15 protein-coding genes, 1 tRNA gene and 1 pseudogene are annotated in these 16148 nt (G+C 61.9%); 6 read left to right on the forward strand and 11 right to left on the reverse strand.

Annotated features, from left to right (window positions below; genetic code table 11):
* Window positions 1-60: 60 nt before the first annotated feature.
* The 6 genes from FQV27_RS04700 to FQV27_RS04725 all read right to left on the reverse strand — a co-directional run bounded on the left by FQV27_RS04700 (window position 61) and on the right by FQV27_RS04725 (window position 4496).
* Window positions 61-585, reverse strand: a complete 525-nt coding sequence (locus tag FQV27_RS04700; protein ID WP_147096650.1) for a gamma-glutamylcyclotransferase family protein — start codon at window positions 583-585, stop codon at window positions 61-63.
* Window positions 586-1452, reverse strand: coding sequence for a TIGR01459 family HAD-type hydrolase (locus FQV27_RS04705; RefSeq protein ID WP_147096651.1), 867 nt, complete (start codon window positions 1450-1452; stop codon window positions 586-588). It abuts the gene before it with no gap.
* Window positions 1453-1526: 74 nt separating this feature from the next.
* Entirely contained in the window at window positions 1527-2444 is a 918-nt protein-coding gene (locus FQV27_RS04710; RefSeq protein WP_147096652.1) for a manganese-dependent inorganic pyrophosphatase, read from the reverse strand.
* Between the two features lie 71 nt (window positions 2445-2515).
* Window positions 2516-3214: a DUF1345 domain-containing protein gene (locus FQV27_RS04715; RefSeq protein ID WP_147096653.1), complete on the reverse strand. Its 699-nt coding sequence runs from the start codon at window positions 3212-3214 to the stop codon at window positions 2516-2518.
* Window positions 3157-3486 (reverse strand): DUF4440 domain-containing protein, encoded by a 330-nt coding sequence (locus FQV27_RS04720; RefSeq protein WP_147096654.1) that lies wholly within the window; start codon window positions 3484-3486, stop codon window positions 3157-3159. Before FQV27_RS04720 ends, FQV27_RS04715 begins: the two co-directional genes overlap by 58 nt.
* Window positions 3483-4496 carry a TraB/GumN family protein gene (locus tag FQV27_RS04725; RefSeq protein ID WP_147096655.1) on the reverse strand — a complete coding sequence of 338 codons (1014 nt, stop codon included), beginning with the start codon at window positions 4494-4496 and terminating at the stop codon, window positions 3483-3485. The genes FQV27_RS04720 and FQV27_RS04725 overlap by 4 nt, the downstream gene beginning before the upstream one ends.
* A gap of 185 nt (window positions 4497-4681) precedes the next feature.
* Here FQV27_RS04725 and FQV27_RS04730 point away from each other — a divergent pair, with 185 nt between their 5' ends.
* From FQV27_RS04730 to FQV27_RS04740, 3 genes are all read left to right on the forward strand, one after another.
* A complete protein-coding gene (locus tag FQV27_RS04730) occupies window positions 4682-4969 on the forward strand; it encodes a co-chaperone GroES (RefSeq protein ID WP_147096656.1) in 288 nt (95 codons plus the stop codon).
* A 54-nt stretch (window positions 4970-5023) separates the two neighbouring features.
* Entirely contained in the window at window positions 5024-6673 is a 1650-nt protein-coding gene (groL, locus tag FQV27_RS04735; RefSeq protein WP_147096657.1) for a chaperonin GroEL, read from the forward strand.
* 159 nt (window positions 6674-6832) lie between these two features.
* Entirely contained in the window at window positions 6833-7864 is a 1032-nt protein-coding gene (locus FQV27_RS04740; RefSeq protein WP_246132992.1) for a type I restriction endonuclease, read from the forward strand.
* A gap of 74 nt (window positions 7865-7938) precedes the next feature.
* Here the strand turns inward: FQV27_RS04740 and FQV27_RS04745 are convergent, their stop codons facing one another.
* The 4 genes from FQV27_RS04745 to FQV27_RS04760 form a co-directional block, all read right to left on the reverse strand.
* Window positions 7939-9465 carry a Ppx/GppA family phosphatase gene (locus tag FQV27_RS04745; protein ID WP_147096659.1) on the reverse strand — a complete coding sequence of 509 codons (1527 nt, stop codon included), beginning with the start codon at window positions 9463-9465 and terminating at the stop codon, window positions 7939-7941.
* Between the two features lie 53 nt (window positions 9466-9518).
* A complete protein-coding gene (locus FQV27_RS04750; RefSeq protein WP_147096660.1) occupies window positions 9519-11684 on the reverse strand; it encodes an RNA degradosome polyphosphate kinase in 2166 nt (721 codons plus the stop codon).
* A gap of 81 nt (window positions 11685-11765) precedes the next feature.
* A complete protein-coding gene (locus tag FQV27_RS04755; protein WP_147096661.1) occupies window positions 11766-12473 on the reverse strand; it encodes a P-loop NTPase family protein in 708 nt (235 codons plus the stop codon).
* A gap of 12 nt (window positions 12474-12485) precedes the next feature.
* A complete protein-coding gene (locus tag FQV27_RS04760; protein ID WP_147096662.1) occupies window positions 12486-13664 on the reverse strand; it encodes an AI-2E family transporter in 1179 nt (392 codons plus the stop codon).
* Between the two features lie 48 nt (window positions 13665-13712).
* Here FQV27_RS04760 and FQV27_RS04765 point away from each other — a divergent pair, with 48 nt between their 5' ends.
* From FQV27_RS04765 to FQV27_RS19300, 3 genes are all read left to right on the forward strand, one after another.
* Window positions 13713-14135, forward strand: coding sequence for a DUF1489 family protein (locus tag FQV27_RS04765; protein WP_147096663.1), 423 nt, complete (start codon window positions 13713-13715; stop codon window positions 14133-14135).
* A 54-nt stretch (window positions 14136-14189) separates the two neighbouring features.
* Window positions 14190-14263: transfer RNA gene (locus FQV27_RS04770), tRNA-Gly, on the forward strand.
* Window positions 14264-14366: 103 nt separating this feature from the next.
* Window positions 14367-15149, forward strand: coding sequence for a hypothetical protein (locus FQV27_RS19300; RefSeq protein WP_186827209.1), 783 nt, complete (start codon window positions 14367-14369; stop codon window positions 15147-15149).
* Between the two features lie 280 nt (window positions 15150-15429).
* On the opposite strand, the pseudogene FQV27_RS04780 reads toward FQV27_RS19300, so the two are convergent.
* A pseudogene (locus FQV27_RS04780) lies at window positions 15430-16080 on the reverse strand (IS91 family transposase); the annotation flags it as partial.
* Between the last annotated feature and the right edge of the window lie 68 nt (window positions 16081-16148).

The following is a 16148-nucleotide window of genomic DNA, read 5'->3' on the forward strand; positions in this document are numbered from 1 at the left end:
GCGGGTGATCGCCCGCCTCGTTCCATCGCGTATCGCGCAGCGGCGGACAGGTTGCAAGCGTCAGGACAGCCGCCATTCGGCCGGACAGGACGCCAACAGCGCGTCCGCCTCGATACGACGCGGTCGGGCCGGGTCGGGGTCGGGACAGCGCGGCGTGGCGATCAGCCGCCTGATCCAATCGCGGGGCAGCCCATGTTCCAGCGCCCCTGCCACACAAAGCCCAAGATACCAATCATAGGGCCGCAGCTTCGCATCGCGAAATCCCGGCGGGGCGATATAGCTGCGGGCAAACACCGGCGCACCTTGCCAAGGCAGGGCCAGCCGTGCGGCGTCATAACCAAACCCCGTGCCTTCCAGTTGATCGAGCGCGCCCAGATCACCCTCGTCCAGTTCGAACAGGACACCAGCAACCCGGCTGCCTTTGGCCACCGCAAGTGTCGCCTTGGCCGATCCATCGGCACTTATCTTGTCGAAAGCCAGATCGTGATCCGGCAGGAAAACGGCCCCGAGCGCCGTCGCAGACGGACAGCGCGCCTTCAGGCGCGCCGTCAGCATATTGGAGCCATAGGCAAAATAAAGCGCCACCTAGCGCAGCCGGCCCATCGCAAAGGTTGGCGCAATCAGCCGCTGGCGCAGCCATTCATCCATCTGCGCGGCGTCCGGGTTTTCGACATCCGCGCCCATATGCTCTGCCGCAAGTCCGCCGGTGATGAAAATCGAATCGACCTCTTCACCTGTCGCGCCTGCGATGTCGGTATTGATCCCGTCACCGATGGCGAGAACCCGCGCCCCCTCCCTGATTCCCAGCTTGCGCCGGGCAAGATCATAGATGGGCGGATGCGGCTTGCCGAAGTAGAGGGATTCGCCGCCAAGTTCGGTGTAGAATTCGGCAATTGCGCCGGCGCAATAGATCCGCCGCTCGCCCAGATCGACGACGATATCGGGATTGGCGCAAAGCAGGCCCAGACCTTTTTCGCGCGCGATCATCAGACGGGCGCGATAATCCTCTGGCGCTTCGTTCTCTTCGTCGAAAGGACCCGTGCAGACGATCCCCTCGGCCTCTTCCAGATCGACGCGCTCGATCGGTGCGGCATCTTTCCATTCGGGCGGCACTTCGAAAAAGGCATCGTCCTTTGCCGGTCCCAGATGCCAGACCTTGCGCCCCACTGCGCCTGCGAACATGGCATCCTGCGCCGCATCGCCCGAGGTGACGATCACGTCCCAGGCGTCGCGCGGAATGCCCAGACGTTCAAAGCTCGCCTCGACCTGGGCCGCCGGTCGCGGCGCATTCGTCATCAGGCAGACCTGACCGCCGCCACCCCGGAACGCCTGAAGTGCTGCGACCGCCGCCGGATAGGCGCGGATGCCGTTATGCACGCAGCCCCAAAGATCGCAGAACAGCACGTCATAGTCAGAGGCGACCTCGGCCAGAGATCCGATGATGCGGGTCATGTCGTTCACCTGTGCGGGAAATGTGGGGTCCGGGCGCGCGAATGCCCCGGACCCGAAACGCGTCGCCGCCGAAGTCAGAGCTTCAGCGCCGGGATGATCTGCTTCTTGCGCGACATGATGCCCGGCAGAACGACGCTGTCGCCATCGACCTTGGCATCGAACGAGGCTTCTGCGACCTGCTTGACGTAATCGTTCGGCACCAGCAGCGTCGCCTCTTCGTTCAGAATGTCGACGATGAACAGCAACACCTCATCGGCACCGTCTGCCGCGGCGACGGCGGGCATCGCAGCCAGAAGCGCGTCCTTGCGGTCCAGAAGGACCTGCGGCGCGGTCGTTTCCAGAACCGAAACCCGCAGCTTCTTGCCTTCCAGTTCGAATTCCTTGCTGTCCATACGCAGCAGATCCTCGTCGCCGAAGGCCGAGACATCGGACTTGGCGGCGAACATCTCGGACGCGTAATCGCCGATCGTGATGCCCAGATCAGCGGCCAGCTTTTCTGCAACGGCCTTGTCATGCGCGGTGGTGGTCGGCGAGCGGAATTCCAGCGTGTCGGAAAGGATGCAGGTCAGCATCACGCCCTTCACCCATTCCGGCGCCGCCGCCAGATCGTCGCCGATCAGGTCATGCATGATGGTCGCGGTGCAAGCCAGCGGGCGGATGGTGATATTGATCGGGGTGCGGGTCTTGATGCCGCCGACCAGCATATGGTGGTCGATGATTTCCAGCACCTCGGCATCATTGATTGCCGCGGGCAGTTCAGCCGGGTTGTTGGTGTCGCAGATCACCACCTGATCGCCCGCGCCGACTTCGGTCACGATCTCGGGCATGTCCTGATCCCAGCGGGTCAGCATCCAGGCGGCTTCGGTATTGGGCGTGCCCTGCAGGATTGCGCGTGCGGGGCTCTTGCGAACCTCGTTCAGATACCACGCCCAGATCAGCGGAGAGCCGGTGGCGTCGGTGTCGGGCGATTTGTGGGCAAGAACGGTAATCATCGCATGTCTCCTCGAGAGATCTGGGCCTTGGGATTTGCCGTCCTCCTATCGCGCCCGGCCCGCAAAGTCCATCACTGCACAAGCGTCGAGGCAGCGCCCACGGCAAGCGCCACGATCACCGTGTTGAAGAAGAAGGACAGCACCGCATGCATCAGGGTGATCTTGCGAAAGTGCCGGCTGCGCAACGCGACATCCGCGGTCTGCGCTGCCATGCCAATGGTAAAGCTGTAATAGAAAAAGTCCCACATATCGGGATCGGGCTGGCCGGGGCCGAAATCCAGCGCCTTCCTGTCCTGCCCGTCACCGGTCAGCGCATACCACATCCCTGCATAGTGGAACGCCATGACACAGTGCAGCGTCGCCCAGCCAAGCGGGATAGAGGCGAGCGCCAGCCCGCTGCGCAAATGCGACCCGCCGGTCGTGCCGCGCATCGTTTCGATGATACCGAACAGGCTAAGCCCGATGGCGGTCAATGCGATCAGCAGGATGATCGGCAGCCCTTCGTCAACATCGTCGCTGTTTTTGCGCAGCATGCTGGGGCTTTTCTGCGGAAGCGCCTGCAGGGTCAGGGCCAGAAAGACCGCGAAGAACATATCGGCACCCAGCAGGATGCGATCGGTCATCGGCCAATGCCACAGAAGCGCGCCAATCAGAATACCGAACAGGGCTGCGCCCAGGAACCGCTTGTGGCGGCGCAGATCACCGAACATCGTCAGACAGGCGTTTGTTGATGACAGATCAGCCGCCAGCCGCCCAGCCTGACCCAGCATGACGAACACCTGACACGGTGCGGCCGCTCTGACCCGCGACGTGCCTCGGCACGATAGCTCAGGACCACGACATCATCGCTCTCGGCGGTGCGCCTGTCGGTCATGGTCAGGTCGTCCCAGCGGGGCACGCCCGAGAGGGATTGCGCAATTTCGGTGCCCTGCAGGACCGCCGTGGGGAATACCATGATGCAGTTCGGCGCCATATGACGCAGGGCCTCGGCGACGCCGCCGGTCCACCACATCTGTTCAAGCCGCCACAGTTCATCGCTCATTTCGTCAGCCTTTCAAGGGTCCAGCCGTCCATCTCAAGCAGGTGCGGCACGCCCTTTTCACCCGGAAGATGCAGCGCCCCGAAGGCCGCGACCACGCCCTTGCCCTTTGCTGCCGCATCATTGGCCGCTTCGGTCAGTGGCGCAATCCAGCTTTCGTTGCGGGCATCCATCATCAGCACCTGAGCCTCGGCAGTAAGGCGGTCGACCTCGGCCCTGGGCAGGCCAGAGTTGCGATAGGCGTCGATGCGACCGAATTCCCATATCTGCCAGACGTCTTCGGCAAGATACGCATCGGTCAATGTCGCCGCATAGTCATCGGCGTGGCGTGCCGCCGACAGCGAATAGACGATCATGTCCAGCTCTTCCTGCGGGGTCATATCCCCGAACATGCTGAAAACCGTGTCCCACGGTTCCAGCGCGCGGATCGGGACGCCTGTATCCTCTGCCTCCTCCATCAACTGCCAGTCCAGCCCGTTATTGCCGCCGCCCTTGGCGATCTCAGCCATCATGCAGGGCGAGATCGACATCATCATCGAAAGATACCAGGGCCTCATTCGCGAGACCATGACGGCCGGAATGCCCCGCTCCTGCATGACCTCGGAAACCTGTGCCCAGTCATCCGCGCTCAGTCGTTCCGGCAGCGTCGGGCCGGTTGTGTCGATGGTCAGCGAGGGGTCGGATTGCAGTGCGGATTGCAGTTCTTTTTCTTCCGCCGGGCCAAGTTCGACAAGCAGCGTGTCGGCTTCGGCGATGACCGGGGCCAGCCTGTCCACCATCGACTGATGTTCCGGCAAATCAAAGTGAAAGGTGCCGACCATGGTGATCTGCGCCGGGCCTTTCGTGGCCCGCCACAGCAACCCTTCATGATATGGCTGCGCGTCCGTCGCCGCCCGGATCATCTGCTGATCCGCAGCCGGCAACTCGTCGATCAGGTTGTTGCCAACGCATTCATTGGCGGATACGGCTGGCGCGGCGAAAGACAGTGCTACGGCGGCTAAAAGATGTTTCATGCGATCCCCCGTCGGTTCAAGCGCAGGCTTCCACAGTGGCACGGCAAAGACCAGCCGCCCTGCAGGAATTTTCCCGCTGCTTCCCGTTGACAGGCGCGTGAGCAAACCCTAGATCGGCTTGCATTGGCACTCAGCAAGTCCGAGTGCCAACACGACACTGCAACCTGAAACACCGGAGTGTTCAAATGGCCTTCAAACCACTGCACGACCGCGTTCTGGTCAAGCGCGTCCAATCGGACGAGAAGACCAAGGGCGGACTGATCATCCCCGACAGCGCCAAGGAAAAACCTGCTGAAGGCGAAATCGTCGCCGTCGGCGAAGGTGCCCGCAAGGATTCGGGCGAGCTGATCGCACCCTCGGTCAAGGCAGGCGACCGCGTCCTGTTCGGCAAATGGTCCGGCACCGAAGTCACGCTGGACGGCGAAGAACTGCTGATCATGAAGGAAGGCGACATCATGGGGATCATCGGCTGATCGCCGGATTTCCAAGCAAACGCCTAATTTCACAAGATATTCTAGGAGAGAAAAATGGCTGGTAAGGACGTCAAGTTCAACACCTCTGCCCGCGACGCCATGCTGAAAGGCGTCAACATCCTGGCCGATGCGGTCAAGGTCACGCTCGGCCCGAAAGGCCGCAATGTGGTGATCGACCGTTCCTTCGGCGCGCCGCGTATCACCAAGGACGGTGTGTCGGTCGCCAAGGAAATCGAGCTGTCGGACAAGTTCGAAAACATGGGCGCCCAGATGGTCCGTGAAGTCGCTTCGCGCACCAATGACGAGGCCGGCGACGGCACCACCACCGCGACGGTTCTGGCCCAGGCCATCGTCAAGGAAGGCATGAAGGCGGTTGCCGCCGGCATGAACCCGATGGACCTGAAGCGCGGCATCGATCTGGCGACGCAGAAGGTTGTTGAGTCGATCAAGGCCGCCTCGCGTCCTGTCGAGGATTCGGCAGAAGTCGCTCAGGTCGGCACCATTTCGGCGAACGGCGAAGAAGGCATCGGCAAGATGATTTCCGAAGCCATGCAGAAAGTCGGCAACGAGGGTGTCATCACCGTCGAAGAAAACAAAGGCATGGAAACCGACGTCGAAGTCGTCGAGGGCATGCAGTTCGACCGTGGCTATCTGTCGCCCTATTTCGTGACCAACCCCGACAAGATGGTCGCTGAGCTGGAAGACGCCTATATCCTGCTGCACGAGAAGAAGCTTTCGTCGCTGCAGCCGATGGTTCCGCTGCTGGAATCGGTCATCCAGTCGGGCAAACCGCTGCTGATCATCGCAGAGGACGTCGAAGGCGAGGCTCTGGCAACGCTGGTCGTCAACAAGCTGCGCGGCGGTCTGAAAATCGCTGCCGTCAAGGCACCGGGCTTCGGCGATCGCCGCAAGGCCATGCTGCAGGACATCGCGATCCTGACCGGCGGTCAGGTCATCAGCGAAGATCTGGGCATGAAGCTGGAAAACGTGACCGTCGACATGCTGGGCACCGCCAAGCGCGTGACCATCAACAAGGACAACACGACCATTGTTGACGGCGCAGGCGACAAGGCCGAGATCGAGGCACGCGTGGCCCAGATCCGTCAGCAGATCGAAGAAACCACCAGCGACTACGACAAGGAAAAGCTGCAGGAACGCGTTGCCAAACTGGCTGGCGGCGTTGCCGTGATCCGCGTCGGCGGCATGACCGAAGTCGAAGTGAAAGAGCGCAAGGACCGCGTTGACGATGCGCTGAACGCGACCCGTGCGGCCGTTCAGGAAGGCGTTGTCGTCGGTGGCGGCGTCGCGCTGGTTCAGGGCGGCAAGGCGCTGGAAGGCCTGAAGGGTGCGAACTCGGATCAGGACGCCGGTATCTCGATCGTTCGCCGCGCGCTGGAAGCCCCGATGCGTCAGATCGCCGAAAACGCTGGTGTGGACGGCGCAGTCGTCGCGGGCAAGATCCGCGAATCGAACGACAAGGCATTCGGGTTCAACGCGCAGACCGAAGAATATGGCGACATGTTCAAGTTCGGCGTCATCGACCCGGCCAAAGTCGTGCGCACCGCGCTGGAAGACGCAGCCTCGGTCGCCGGCCTGCTGGTCACCACCGAAGCCATGGTCGCCGAAAAGCCCGAGCCGAAAGGCCAGGGCGGCGCCCCCGACATGGGCGGCATGGGTGGCATGGGCGGCATGGGGATGATGTAATCATCCTCTGCCATCTGTGGCAGAAATGGAGAGGCCGTCCCGAGAGGGGCGGCTTTTTTTCATGCGCATACTCAACCTTAGCGATAGATAAATCTGATGTCCTCTCCCATCATCCGATCAAACAGACAAAACTCCGAGGGATAAATGGAATTCAGGGAAATGATCGCAGCGCTTTCGCGGCGCTCGAAATCAGCGGAAAAGCAGGCTGAGACAGAAGAAGCTACAAAGACCGCGGTTATACTTCCATTCCTGCAAGCTCTTGGTTTCGATGTGTTCGATCTTGATGAGGTCGTTCCTGAATATATCGCCGATGTCGGGATCAAGAAGGGCGAAAAGGTAGACTTTGCTGTAAAGATCGACGGTAAGGTGGCAATGCTTATTGAAGCCAAGCCGATACATGCCAGGCTGGGCGAAACACAATATTCGCAATTGTTTCGCTACTTCGCTGTGACCGACGCCAGACTTGCTATCCTGATGAATGGTCGTGAAGCTTGGTTCTTTTCCGACACCGACGAGCCTAACAAGATGGACAAGAAGCCCTTCTTCAAGTTCGACCTTCAGGAACACGACCCCGCGCAAGTCGAAGAGCTGTCGCGCTTTCAAAAGGGTAGTTTCGCAATTGAATCCATTATCGAAGCTGCGTCGAACCTCAAATATATGCGCGAAGCTGCGTCCTACCTGAAACGCCAGTTGAGCAGCCCAGAAGATGATTTCATTCGGTTGGTCGCCAAGAGCATTTACGACGGGTCAATCACGAAGAATGTCCTGGAGCAGGTTCGACCGGCCATCACCGGCGCTCTGGACGAACTGGTGCGCAACAGGATTCAAGACAAGCTGAGCATTACCTTCTCGTCCGAACCTGTTTCAAAAGATCCCGGAGCTGATGCCGCTGACCCAGATATCATTACGACAGACAGCGAGCGGGAAGGCTTCATGATAATTCGCGCGATCGCTGCTAAAGTTGCCGCTGTCGAACGGATCAATCTGCGGGACGCCAAAAGCTATTGCGCAATTCTGATGGATGACAACAACCGCAAGCCCGTGTGTCGTCTATATTTCAACTCTGAGAAAAACATGCAGATCGGGCTGTTCGATGCAGACAAAAGCGAGACCAAAGTCAAAATTGACCGGATCGCTGACATCTATCACCATGCAGCCGCGATTGAGGCAGCGGTCAACAACTATTTGTAAGATGCTGCAAGGAGCATTTACGCTCCATTGACTGCTTAACTTCAACCAAGTGTGTGATCGGTGGTTGCACGCCCTCACCCCTTCACAACTCCCTCAACCCCCATCGACTTGCACAGCGACTGGAAGCGCGCCTCGGCGACCTCTCCGAACAACGCCCGGCCGGTTTTGGTCAGGGACAGTTCCAGCTTGTCTTTCTTTTTGGACAGCTTCAGCTCGCCCGCCTCGTCGGGGTCCTTGACAGAAAACATCGCCCCGAAGCGCATCGCCTTGCCCAGCACCTCGGCGTCGTTCAGCTCTTCGTCGGAAAGCAGTCCGAACAGCGGCATCATGGCCGAGTCAGAACGCGAGTTGCGATAGCGGTGCAGCAGCGCCACGCCAAGAAAGACACGCTCCGGATGCGAAAGCGCGGCCATGTTGGCGCGGGTCACGTTGTCGAAACAGGCATCGGCGCGATAATCGGGATGCGTTCGCCAGGCCGTGTCGTGCAGCAGACAGGCCGCGCGGATCAGGCGATCACGCTGCGGCGGAGAATCCGGGAAAAGCGGCGACAGAAACTGATACAGCTTCTTGCCGAAGCCCGGCATCCGCGCCATCTGCTTTTCGGTGAATTTGGCCGATTCCAGCAGCGGGTCGCGGGCACGCAGGCTTTTCGACATGTGTTCGTACAGCAGCCCCTCGCGGATGCCATAGGACGAAATCGCCAGTTCCTTCGGCTTGAACGTATCGACCAGTTCGCGCAGCACAAGGCTGGCAAGCGGCACCAGTTCCATCCGGGAATTCGAGATGCCGACCTTGCTGCGCAGCTTCTGAAGGTCATGGTCGGCGATCCATTCGACCGTCTCGCGCACATCGTCAGGCGTCATCCGATATTCGTGCAGCACGGTCATCGGATAGCCGCGCCGCTCCATATCAAGGCGCGCGATGGCGCGCCATGACCCGCCGACCAGATAGATCCGGTCATGATCGGTGCCGACCGCCTTGCCGAGATCCTTCATGATCCCCGCAATATGCTTTTTCAGCCCGTCCTCGCCGCCCTTGACCTGTTGCAGCCGGAACGGGCCAAGCTGCGAGGTAACGCGCCTACCGATGCCGCCCTCTCCATCAACCTCGGCCAGCTCCATCGAGTTGCCGCCAATATCGCAGACCAGACCCTTCGCATCGGGCCAGCCAAGAAGCACACCCTGCGCGGACAGACGCGCTTCTTCCTCGCCGTCGATAACGGTCAGCTTCAGCCCGGTCGCTTTTTCGACGCGCTTGCGGAATGCGGGGCCGTCATCCGCCTCGCGCACGGCCGCGGTGGCGACGACGGTCATCGGGCGCACCTTCATCCCTTCGGCAATGGTTGCGAAACGGCTGAGGGCAGCAAAGGCGCGCTCTACCCCTTCGGGGTTCAGCCGGCCCGTCGTGGCCATATCCTTGCCAAGGCCCGCCATGACCTTCTCATTGTAGAAATAGGCAGGAGAGCGCGCGGCCCCATCGAAGATCACCAGACGGATCGAGTTCGAGCCGACATCGACCACGCCGACACGGGACAGCGCGCGCGCCGCGGCATCCTCGAACAGGCCCTCGAAAGGATCGCTCGTTTTCGCCTTGCCGTTCATGGCGTCACTCCTGGATTGCTTGGTCACGGCGTCGTGACTGACTGACTTCTTGCCTAATCAGGGCTATGGGTCAAGGCGGGCACATCGCCAGCACCAACCCGCCCGCGACCCGAAAGCGACGGGTTTTCCATGAAGAAGCGATGGCAGCTGAACAGGTCGTCGCGACCAGCGGGCAGATGGCGCAAATAACGTCCGTCCGGCTGCAATATCCAGCTTTGCGCCTCGTCCGCCATATTCGCGGCCATGATCTGGCTGACGATCTGCGCCTTCACCGTATCGTTAAGACATTCGACAAGCGTTTCGACACGCCGGTTCAGGTTGCGCCCCATCCAGTCGGCGGAGCTGATAAAAACCCGCGCCTTGCGCGACGGAAGGCCGAACCCCGCGCCGAAGCAGACGATGCGCGAATGTTCCAGAAAGCGCCCGATGATCGACTTGACGCGGATATTTTCCGACAGGCCGGCGATGCCCGGCCGCAGACCGCAGATGCCCCTGATGACCAGATCGACCTTCACACCTGCCTGACTGGCGGCGTAAAGCGCGTTGATAACGTCTGGCTCAATCAGCGAATTCATCTTCGCCCAGATCGCGGCCGGCCTTCCGGCGCGTGCATATTCCGCCTCGCGCCCGATCAGTTCGATAAGCCGTTCCTTCATCGAGATGGGCGAGATGGAGATATTTTCCAGCCCTTCGGGCTGCACGTAGCCGGACAGGAAGTTGAAGATCTTGGTCGCATCCCTGCCAAGCGCCGGATCGCAGGTGAACAGCGACAGATCGGTATAGATGCGCGCAGTGATCGGGTGGTAGTTTCCGGTCCCGTAATGGGTATAGGTCACAAGCGCGTCGCCCTCGCGGCGCACCACAGTCGAAATCTTCGCGTGGGTCTTGTAGTTCACAAAGCCATAGACGACATGCGCGCCCGCGCGTTCCAGCCGTCGCGACTGGCGGATATTGGCAGCCTCGTCGAAGCGCGCCTTCAGCTCTACCAGCGCCGTGACGGATTTGCCGGATTCGGCGGCCTCGCATAACGCCTCGACAATCGGACTGTCGCGACTGGTGCGATACAGCGTCTGCTTGATCGCCAGCACATTCGGATCTCGCGCCGCCTGCGCCAGAAAGCGCACCACCATGTCGAAAGTCTCATAGGGGTGATGCAGCAGCATGTCTTTCTGGCGGATCGCCGCGAACATGTCGCCGTCATGGTCCTGCACCCGTTCAGGCACGCGCGGGGTGAACGCTGGCCATTGCAGGTCGCGGCGATCGTCCAGAACAAGCTCTTTCAGGTCAGTGACGCCCAGAAGGCCGGACACCTCGACCACTTCTTCGGGGTGAACGTGCAACTCCTCCATGATGATCCGGCGCAGCGCGTCAGGCGCGCCCTCGGTGATCTTCAGGCGGATCACGCTGCCACGCCGACGCCGTTTCAGCGCGGTTTCGAATTCGCGGACCAGGTCCTCTGCCTCTTCCTCGACCTCCAGATCGCTGTCGCGCAAGACACGGAACGCGCAGGAGCCGGTATCGCGATAGCCCGGGAAAAGGCTGGCGAGGTTCATCAGCAGAAGATCTTCAAGCCGCAGGAAGCGCGATGTTCCCGGCAGTCGCACGAAGCGCGGCAATTGCGCGGGGATCGGCAGCAGCGCCTGCATCCTGCGTCCATCGGATTCGCGCGCCAGTTCCAGCGCCAGAGAGAAGCCCGCATTCGGGATGAACGGGAACGGATGCGCCGGGTCAATTGCCAGCGGCGACAGAACCGGAAAGACCTGATCGAAGAAATATCGGCTGAGGTAATCCGCCTCGGACCGGGTCAGCCGCGAACGTGACAGGATGACGATGCCCTCGGCCTCCATCTCTTTCCGAAGGGCGTTCCACACCGATTGCTGCGCACGCATCAGGCGTCGCGCGTCGGCATTTATGTGTCGCAGCTGTTCAGCAGGGCTCAGCCCGTCATGAGACAGAGAGGTGTTTCCTTCGCGCGCGAGTTCGCGCAGCCCCGCCACGCGCACGGTATAGAATTCGTCCAGATTGGTCGCAGAAATTGCCAGAAAACGCAGCCTTTCCAGCAGCGGCACCCGGCTGTTCCGCGCCTCGTCCAGCACGCGCCAGTTGAAGCTGAGCCAGCTGAGTTCGCGGTTGAAGAACCGTCCGGGATCGGTCGGGCTGACCTTGTCGAGCGATTTTGGCGGGGGCGCGGGATGTTTGAGAAAGTCTGCTTGCGTCATCTGGGGGCCGGAAAATATCGACAGGATCATGCGTCAGCCGGGCGCATGATGTCCAGTCATACCGGGTGCATGAAGCGCCAGTCAGTCGGGCGTATCGGTCGCGTCGCGCTCGGCGCTCAGCTTCGCCAGCAGGTCGCCTGCAAGGGTTCGCGTCAGACCCCGCCGCTCTGCCATGGTTTCGGTATCCAGCGCCGCGACAAGGTGTCGCGCCAGGCCCAGATCACGATCCATGCGTGGCACCAGCCATTCGATCAGCCCTGCCGGCGCGACAAGCTGCCGGTCGGCAAATAACTTGACCAGCACGGCTGTCAGAAGCGTCTCATCGGGGGGCTGGATGCGCGTTACAGCCATTGCCGACATCCTGCTGCGCAGATCGGGCAGCGAGAGCCCCCAGTCGCGCGGCGGCAATCTTGCGGTCAGAAGCAGCCAGCAGCTGCGCGCCGCGCACAGGTTCCAGAGATGAAACATCGCCTGTTCCGCCGCGCCAAGGCCAGCGGCAAGATCGGCATTTTCCACCACGACCGCGCCATTCTCGACGGCCAGACGATCAGCCTTTTCGGGCGTCAGTGCGGATGCCTCTTGCCAGATCGCGTCTGTTTCTGCCGCCCAGATCGATGCGAGATGGGTTTTGCCCGCGCCCTCTGGCCCCAGCAACAGCATCCGGCCCTGCGGCCAGGCATCCGGCATATCAAGCGCGGCCATGACAAGCGCGTTGGCCGGCGTGACGAGGTAATCGTCACGGCCAAGCGCGGGCCTGTGGCCGAGATCGAGTGTCAGTTGCCTTGGCATCTGGCAGGCGGCTCAATCGGCGGGCTGCGCGCGGGCCTGCCCTGCGACCGGCAGCGTGTCGTCGCCCGCCGTCTCGCGCATCATCGTCAAAAGCGTCCCGGCAGGCACCATCTCGACCAGAACCGGCTCTGGCAGCTCGGGGTCGGGGTCGACGCCCGTGTAAAGCGGACTTTCGACGTAACGATCCGTCCCGAAGCGGACCAGAACGCCAAGCGCCGCCGCCAGCGGCACCGCGACCATCATGCCGACGAAGCCGAACAGAGAGCCGAATACGGACAAGGCCAGAAGCAGCCAGACCGGATGCAGGCCGACATGGTTTCCGACGATCTTGGGCTGAAGATAGTTGCCCTCGACCACCTGCCCGATAATGAAGATCGCGGCAACAACGGCGATCCAGAGCGGTTCGTCCCAGAAGGTGAACATCGCGACACCGATGGCCGTCGCCCCGCCGATCAGCGTTCCGACATAGGGAATGATCCCAAGGATTGCGGCACCCATCCCGATAGCAACCGCATAGGGCAGCCCGACCGCCATCAGCGAGACGGAATAGAAGGTGCCCTGTATCAGCATCACGGTGCCCTGCCCCCGGACGAAACCCGAAAGCGTATTGTCGATTTCGGCGGCAAGGCGGCGAATGGTCGGCGCGTGCTGGCGCGGCAGCAGCTTGTCGACACGTTCAACCATTCTGTCCCAATCCAGCAACAGATAGAAAGCCACGACAGGGACGATGACGAACAGTGCGATCACCCCGACGACGCCCGAGATCGAGCTCAGCACCGATGTCAGGACCTGCCCCCCCTTCTCGCCGATCAGCGAAGACAGGTTGTTCAGCGAGGATTCGACGGGCCCACCCTCGGCCAGAATGCTGGGAAAGCGCGCGACCAGAAACTCCTGCAGCCGGTTGATCATGTCGGGCGCTGCCTCGACAAGCTGGGAGGCCTGACGCAGCACGATCGGCGCAAGAAACAGGACAAACGTGATGAAAACCAGCAGCGCACCCAGCGTGATGGTCACCACCGCCATCGTCCGGCTCAGCCCGGCGCGTTCCATCCGGTCTGCCAACGGGTCCAGCAGATAGGCGACGCCTGCGCCGATGATGAATGGCAAAATGGCCTGCCCAAGCAGCCAAAGCACCAGCAGCAGCACCGCGCCCGCCGTTCCCCACCAGATTACCTGCTTGCGCGTAGACATATCCCGATCACCCTTTGCCCTGACCCCGCAGTCCCCTATATCGATGTCATGGTCAAGCACGTTAATCTTGTGAAACTCTGTGTCGGCGCCGATGGGCCAGACGATCTCGAGGCATGGCAGAAGCAGCGGTTCAGCGGCAAGCCGGCCGCGCATGTCACCCGGATGTGGCCCCGCCGCGAGGCAGAGCTTCTGGCCGGCGGATCGCTTTACTGGGTATTCAAGGGCGTCTTGCTGGCCCGCCAACGCCTGATCAGCCTTGAAGAGCGTATCGGAACGGATGGGATACGCCGCTGCGCGCTGATCCTCGATCCGGACCTGATTCGCACCGCCGCCGTCCCGCGCCGCCCGTTTCAGGGCTGGCGCTATCTGGACGCGGGCGATGCGCCCCCGGATCTTGCCGCCGAGCGCGCCCACGACGATGCGCTTCCCGCGGCGCTTGCTGCTGAGCTGGCCGATATGGGGCTGCGCTAGGTCTTTCGGCCAAGGCTTGACGCGGCGCCACCGCTGGGATAGCGGAGGCGTGATGCGGGTGTAGCTCAATGGCAGAGCAGAAGCTTCCCAAGCTTACGACGAGGGTTCGATTCCCTTCACCCGCTCCATGATCCCCCTGTCCGTGCTCCTGGAGAAGGCCCGGCTGGAACTCCCCGAAGCACCCGACTTGAACGCGGCGAAGGCCTGGGCTTTGGGCTCGAATATGTGCTGATGCAACGCGCCGCGCTTGGCTGCCGCATCTACGGTGAACTGTACAAGCCGGACAGCTCCACCCACGAGGGTGCCGAGGTCATCGCAGCCTGTGTCGCGGGCCTGCCGACCTCTGTGGGCGCGTTGCGCATGGCAATCCGCATCGCCGAACTGGCTCGGGCAGGGTTGACGCCGGACTGCATGCCCGGCACCGTTCCGCGCTGCGTACCGGTCGAGATGAAGCGCGACCAGCACGGCGAACGGTCGATCACGATCGCCGTCGGCACCGCCCGGATCGTGTCACGCGGCAAGTGGCGCACGGTCGAGCTGCGGGACTGCCCGGTGACTTTCTCGCCGCACCCGGATCAGATCGCCGCCGCGCATCGGCATTACGAACAGTCGTGGCCGGCGCTGGGCTGGGTGCGGGAAGGACTGCGCGACGGTGGCATGCTGCGAAGTATCGACGTGACCGATGCCATGCCGAAACGGGCGCCGTGGGTGCCCCGGAAAGGCTGCGAACAGATCGGCAACAAAACAGTTTTGACATTGGTGCCCCTCTTGACTCATGAATCAAATATCGAAGACGAGCGCCCGGAGAACAGACCCGCTTCAGACGCTCTTCGCAAAACTTCCAACCCTCCCCCTGTCATGGTTCCTTCTGGGCCGCACCCGTATTCGGGGGGCACAGCGCGGAAGCTTGCCAGCGTCAGCCGTTTTCACCGGGGAATCCCCTTGGAATCTGGTGGATTCCGTGAGGTCCGTGTTGGTGAGGTCGATGCCGGGTGCTGTCGCGGACCTCATTGAAGCCGGATTGAACGAAGCTGCGGGCCTGTGGGGCGCTATGGTGATTGTGGCTTGGGCGCTGGTCCGGAATGGGGTGCGCGACGGCGGATGCGGCAGTGAATGATGGTGCCCGGGGTGCTTCCGATGACGGTATCGTCCCCCATGACCGGCCGCAACGGACCATTCTGGTGGCAGATCAGCTGTCGCGACGGTCGGAAACGGGTCGCCGACGTACAGGCCATCTTTCCGGTCCGTGTGCGGATCAGCTGTGGATCGCTTTGCAGTGGTCTGTCGCGGGGACTCATGAGCTGTCGTTCCAGAAGGGGCCGCGAGGCGGTGCCTGCCCGTGATACCAGACGGCGAGTGTTGCCATCGGGCGACCGCAGCAGGGGCAAGGATGCGGAACGGGTGGTGCCTTAATTGTCGGTCCGGCGCGAACCATCGTCGCCGGAACCTGTGCTGCCACCAGGGCCCGGCAGGCCGCGAGGCAGGTAGTGGGCTGGACATTGGCGAGGAAGCCATAATGGCGGACGCGATGAACGTCGTCCGGCAAGCTGTGCAGCAGGAAGCGTCGGATGAACTCATCGGCATCGAGGGTCATCTTTCTGGGCCTGCGGCCATGACGGTAGGCGCGCCAGCGGAAAGTCACTCTGCCATCTTCCATGCCGATCAGGCAGGAATTGGCGATGGCGACCCGATGGGTGTAGCGGCTGAGATAGGCCAGCACCTGTTCCGGCCCGCCGAAGGGCGGCTTGGCGTAGACCACCCAGTCGCGGCGGCCTGCTGCCGTCAGAAGCCGGGCGAAGGCCTGTGGATCGGCCAACCCTTCGATCTCGCCGAAGAACTGCAACTGTCCGGCGTCGAAGGCCGCACGCAGCGCCTGCAGAAACACCCGTCTGAACAGGGGTGGCAGCACCCGGACCGGCAGGAAGAAGTCCGAACGGCTGCGCACCTATGCCCGAAACGCCAAGATGCACGGGCCCAGGTCGGCGGGTGGACCGGCTCCGCCTCTGTGGCAAC

It is taken from the genome of Paracoccus aurantiacus, from assembly GCF_007993065.1.
In the GTDB taxonomy this organism is placed as follows: Bacteria; Pseudomonadota; Alphaproteobacteria; order Rhodobacterales; family Rhodobacteraceae; genus Paracoccus; species Paracoccus aurantiacus.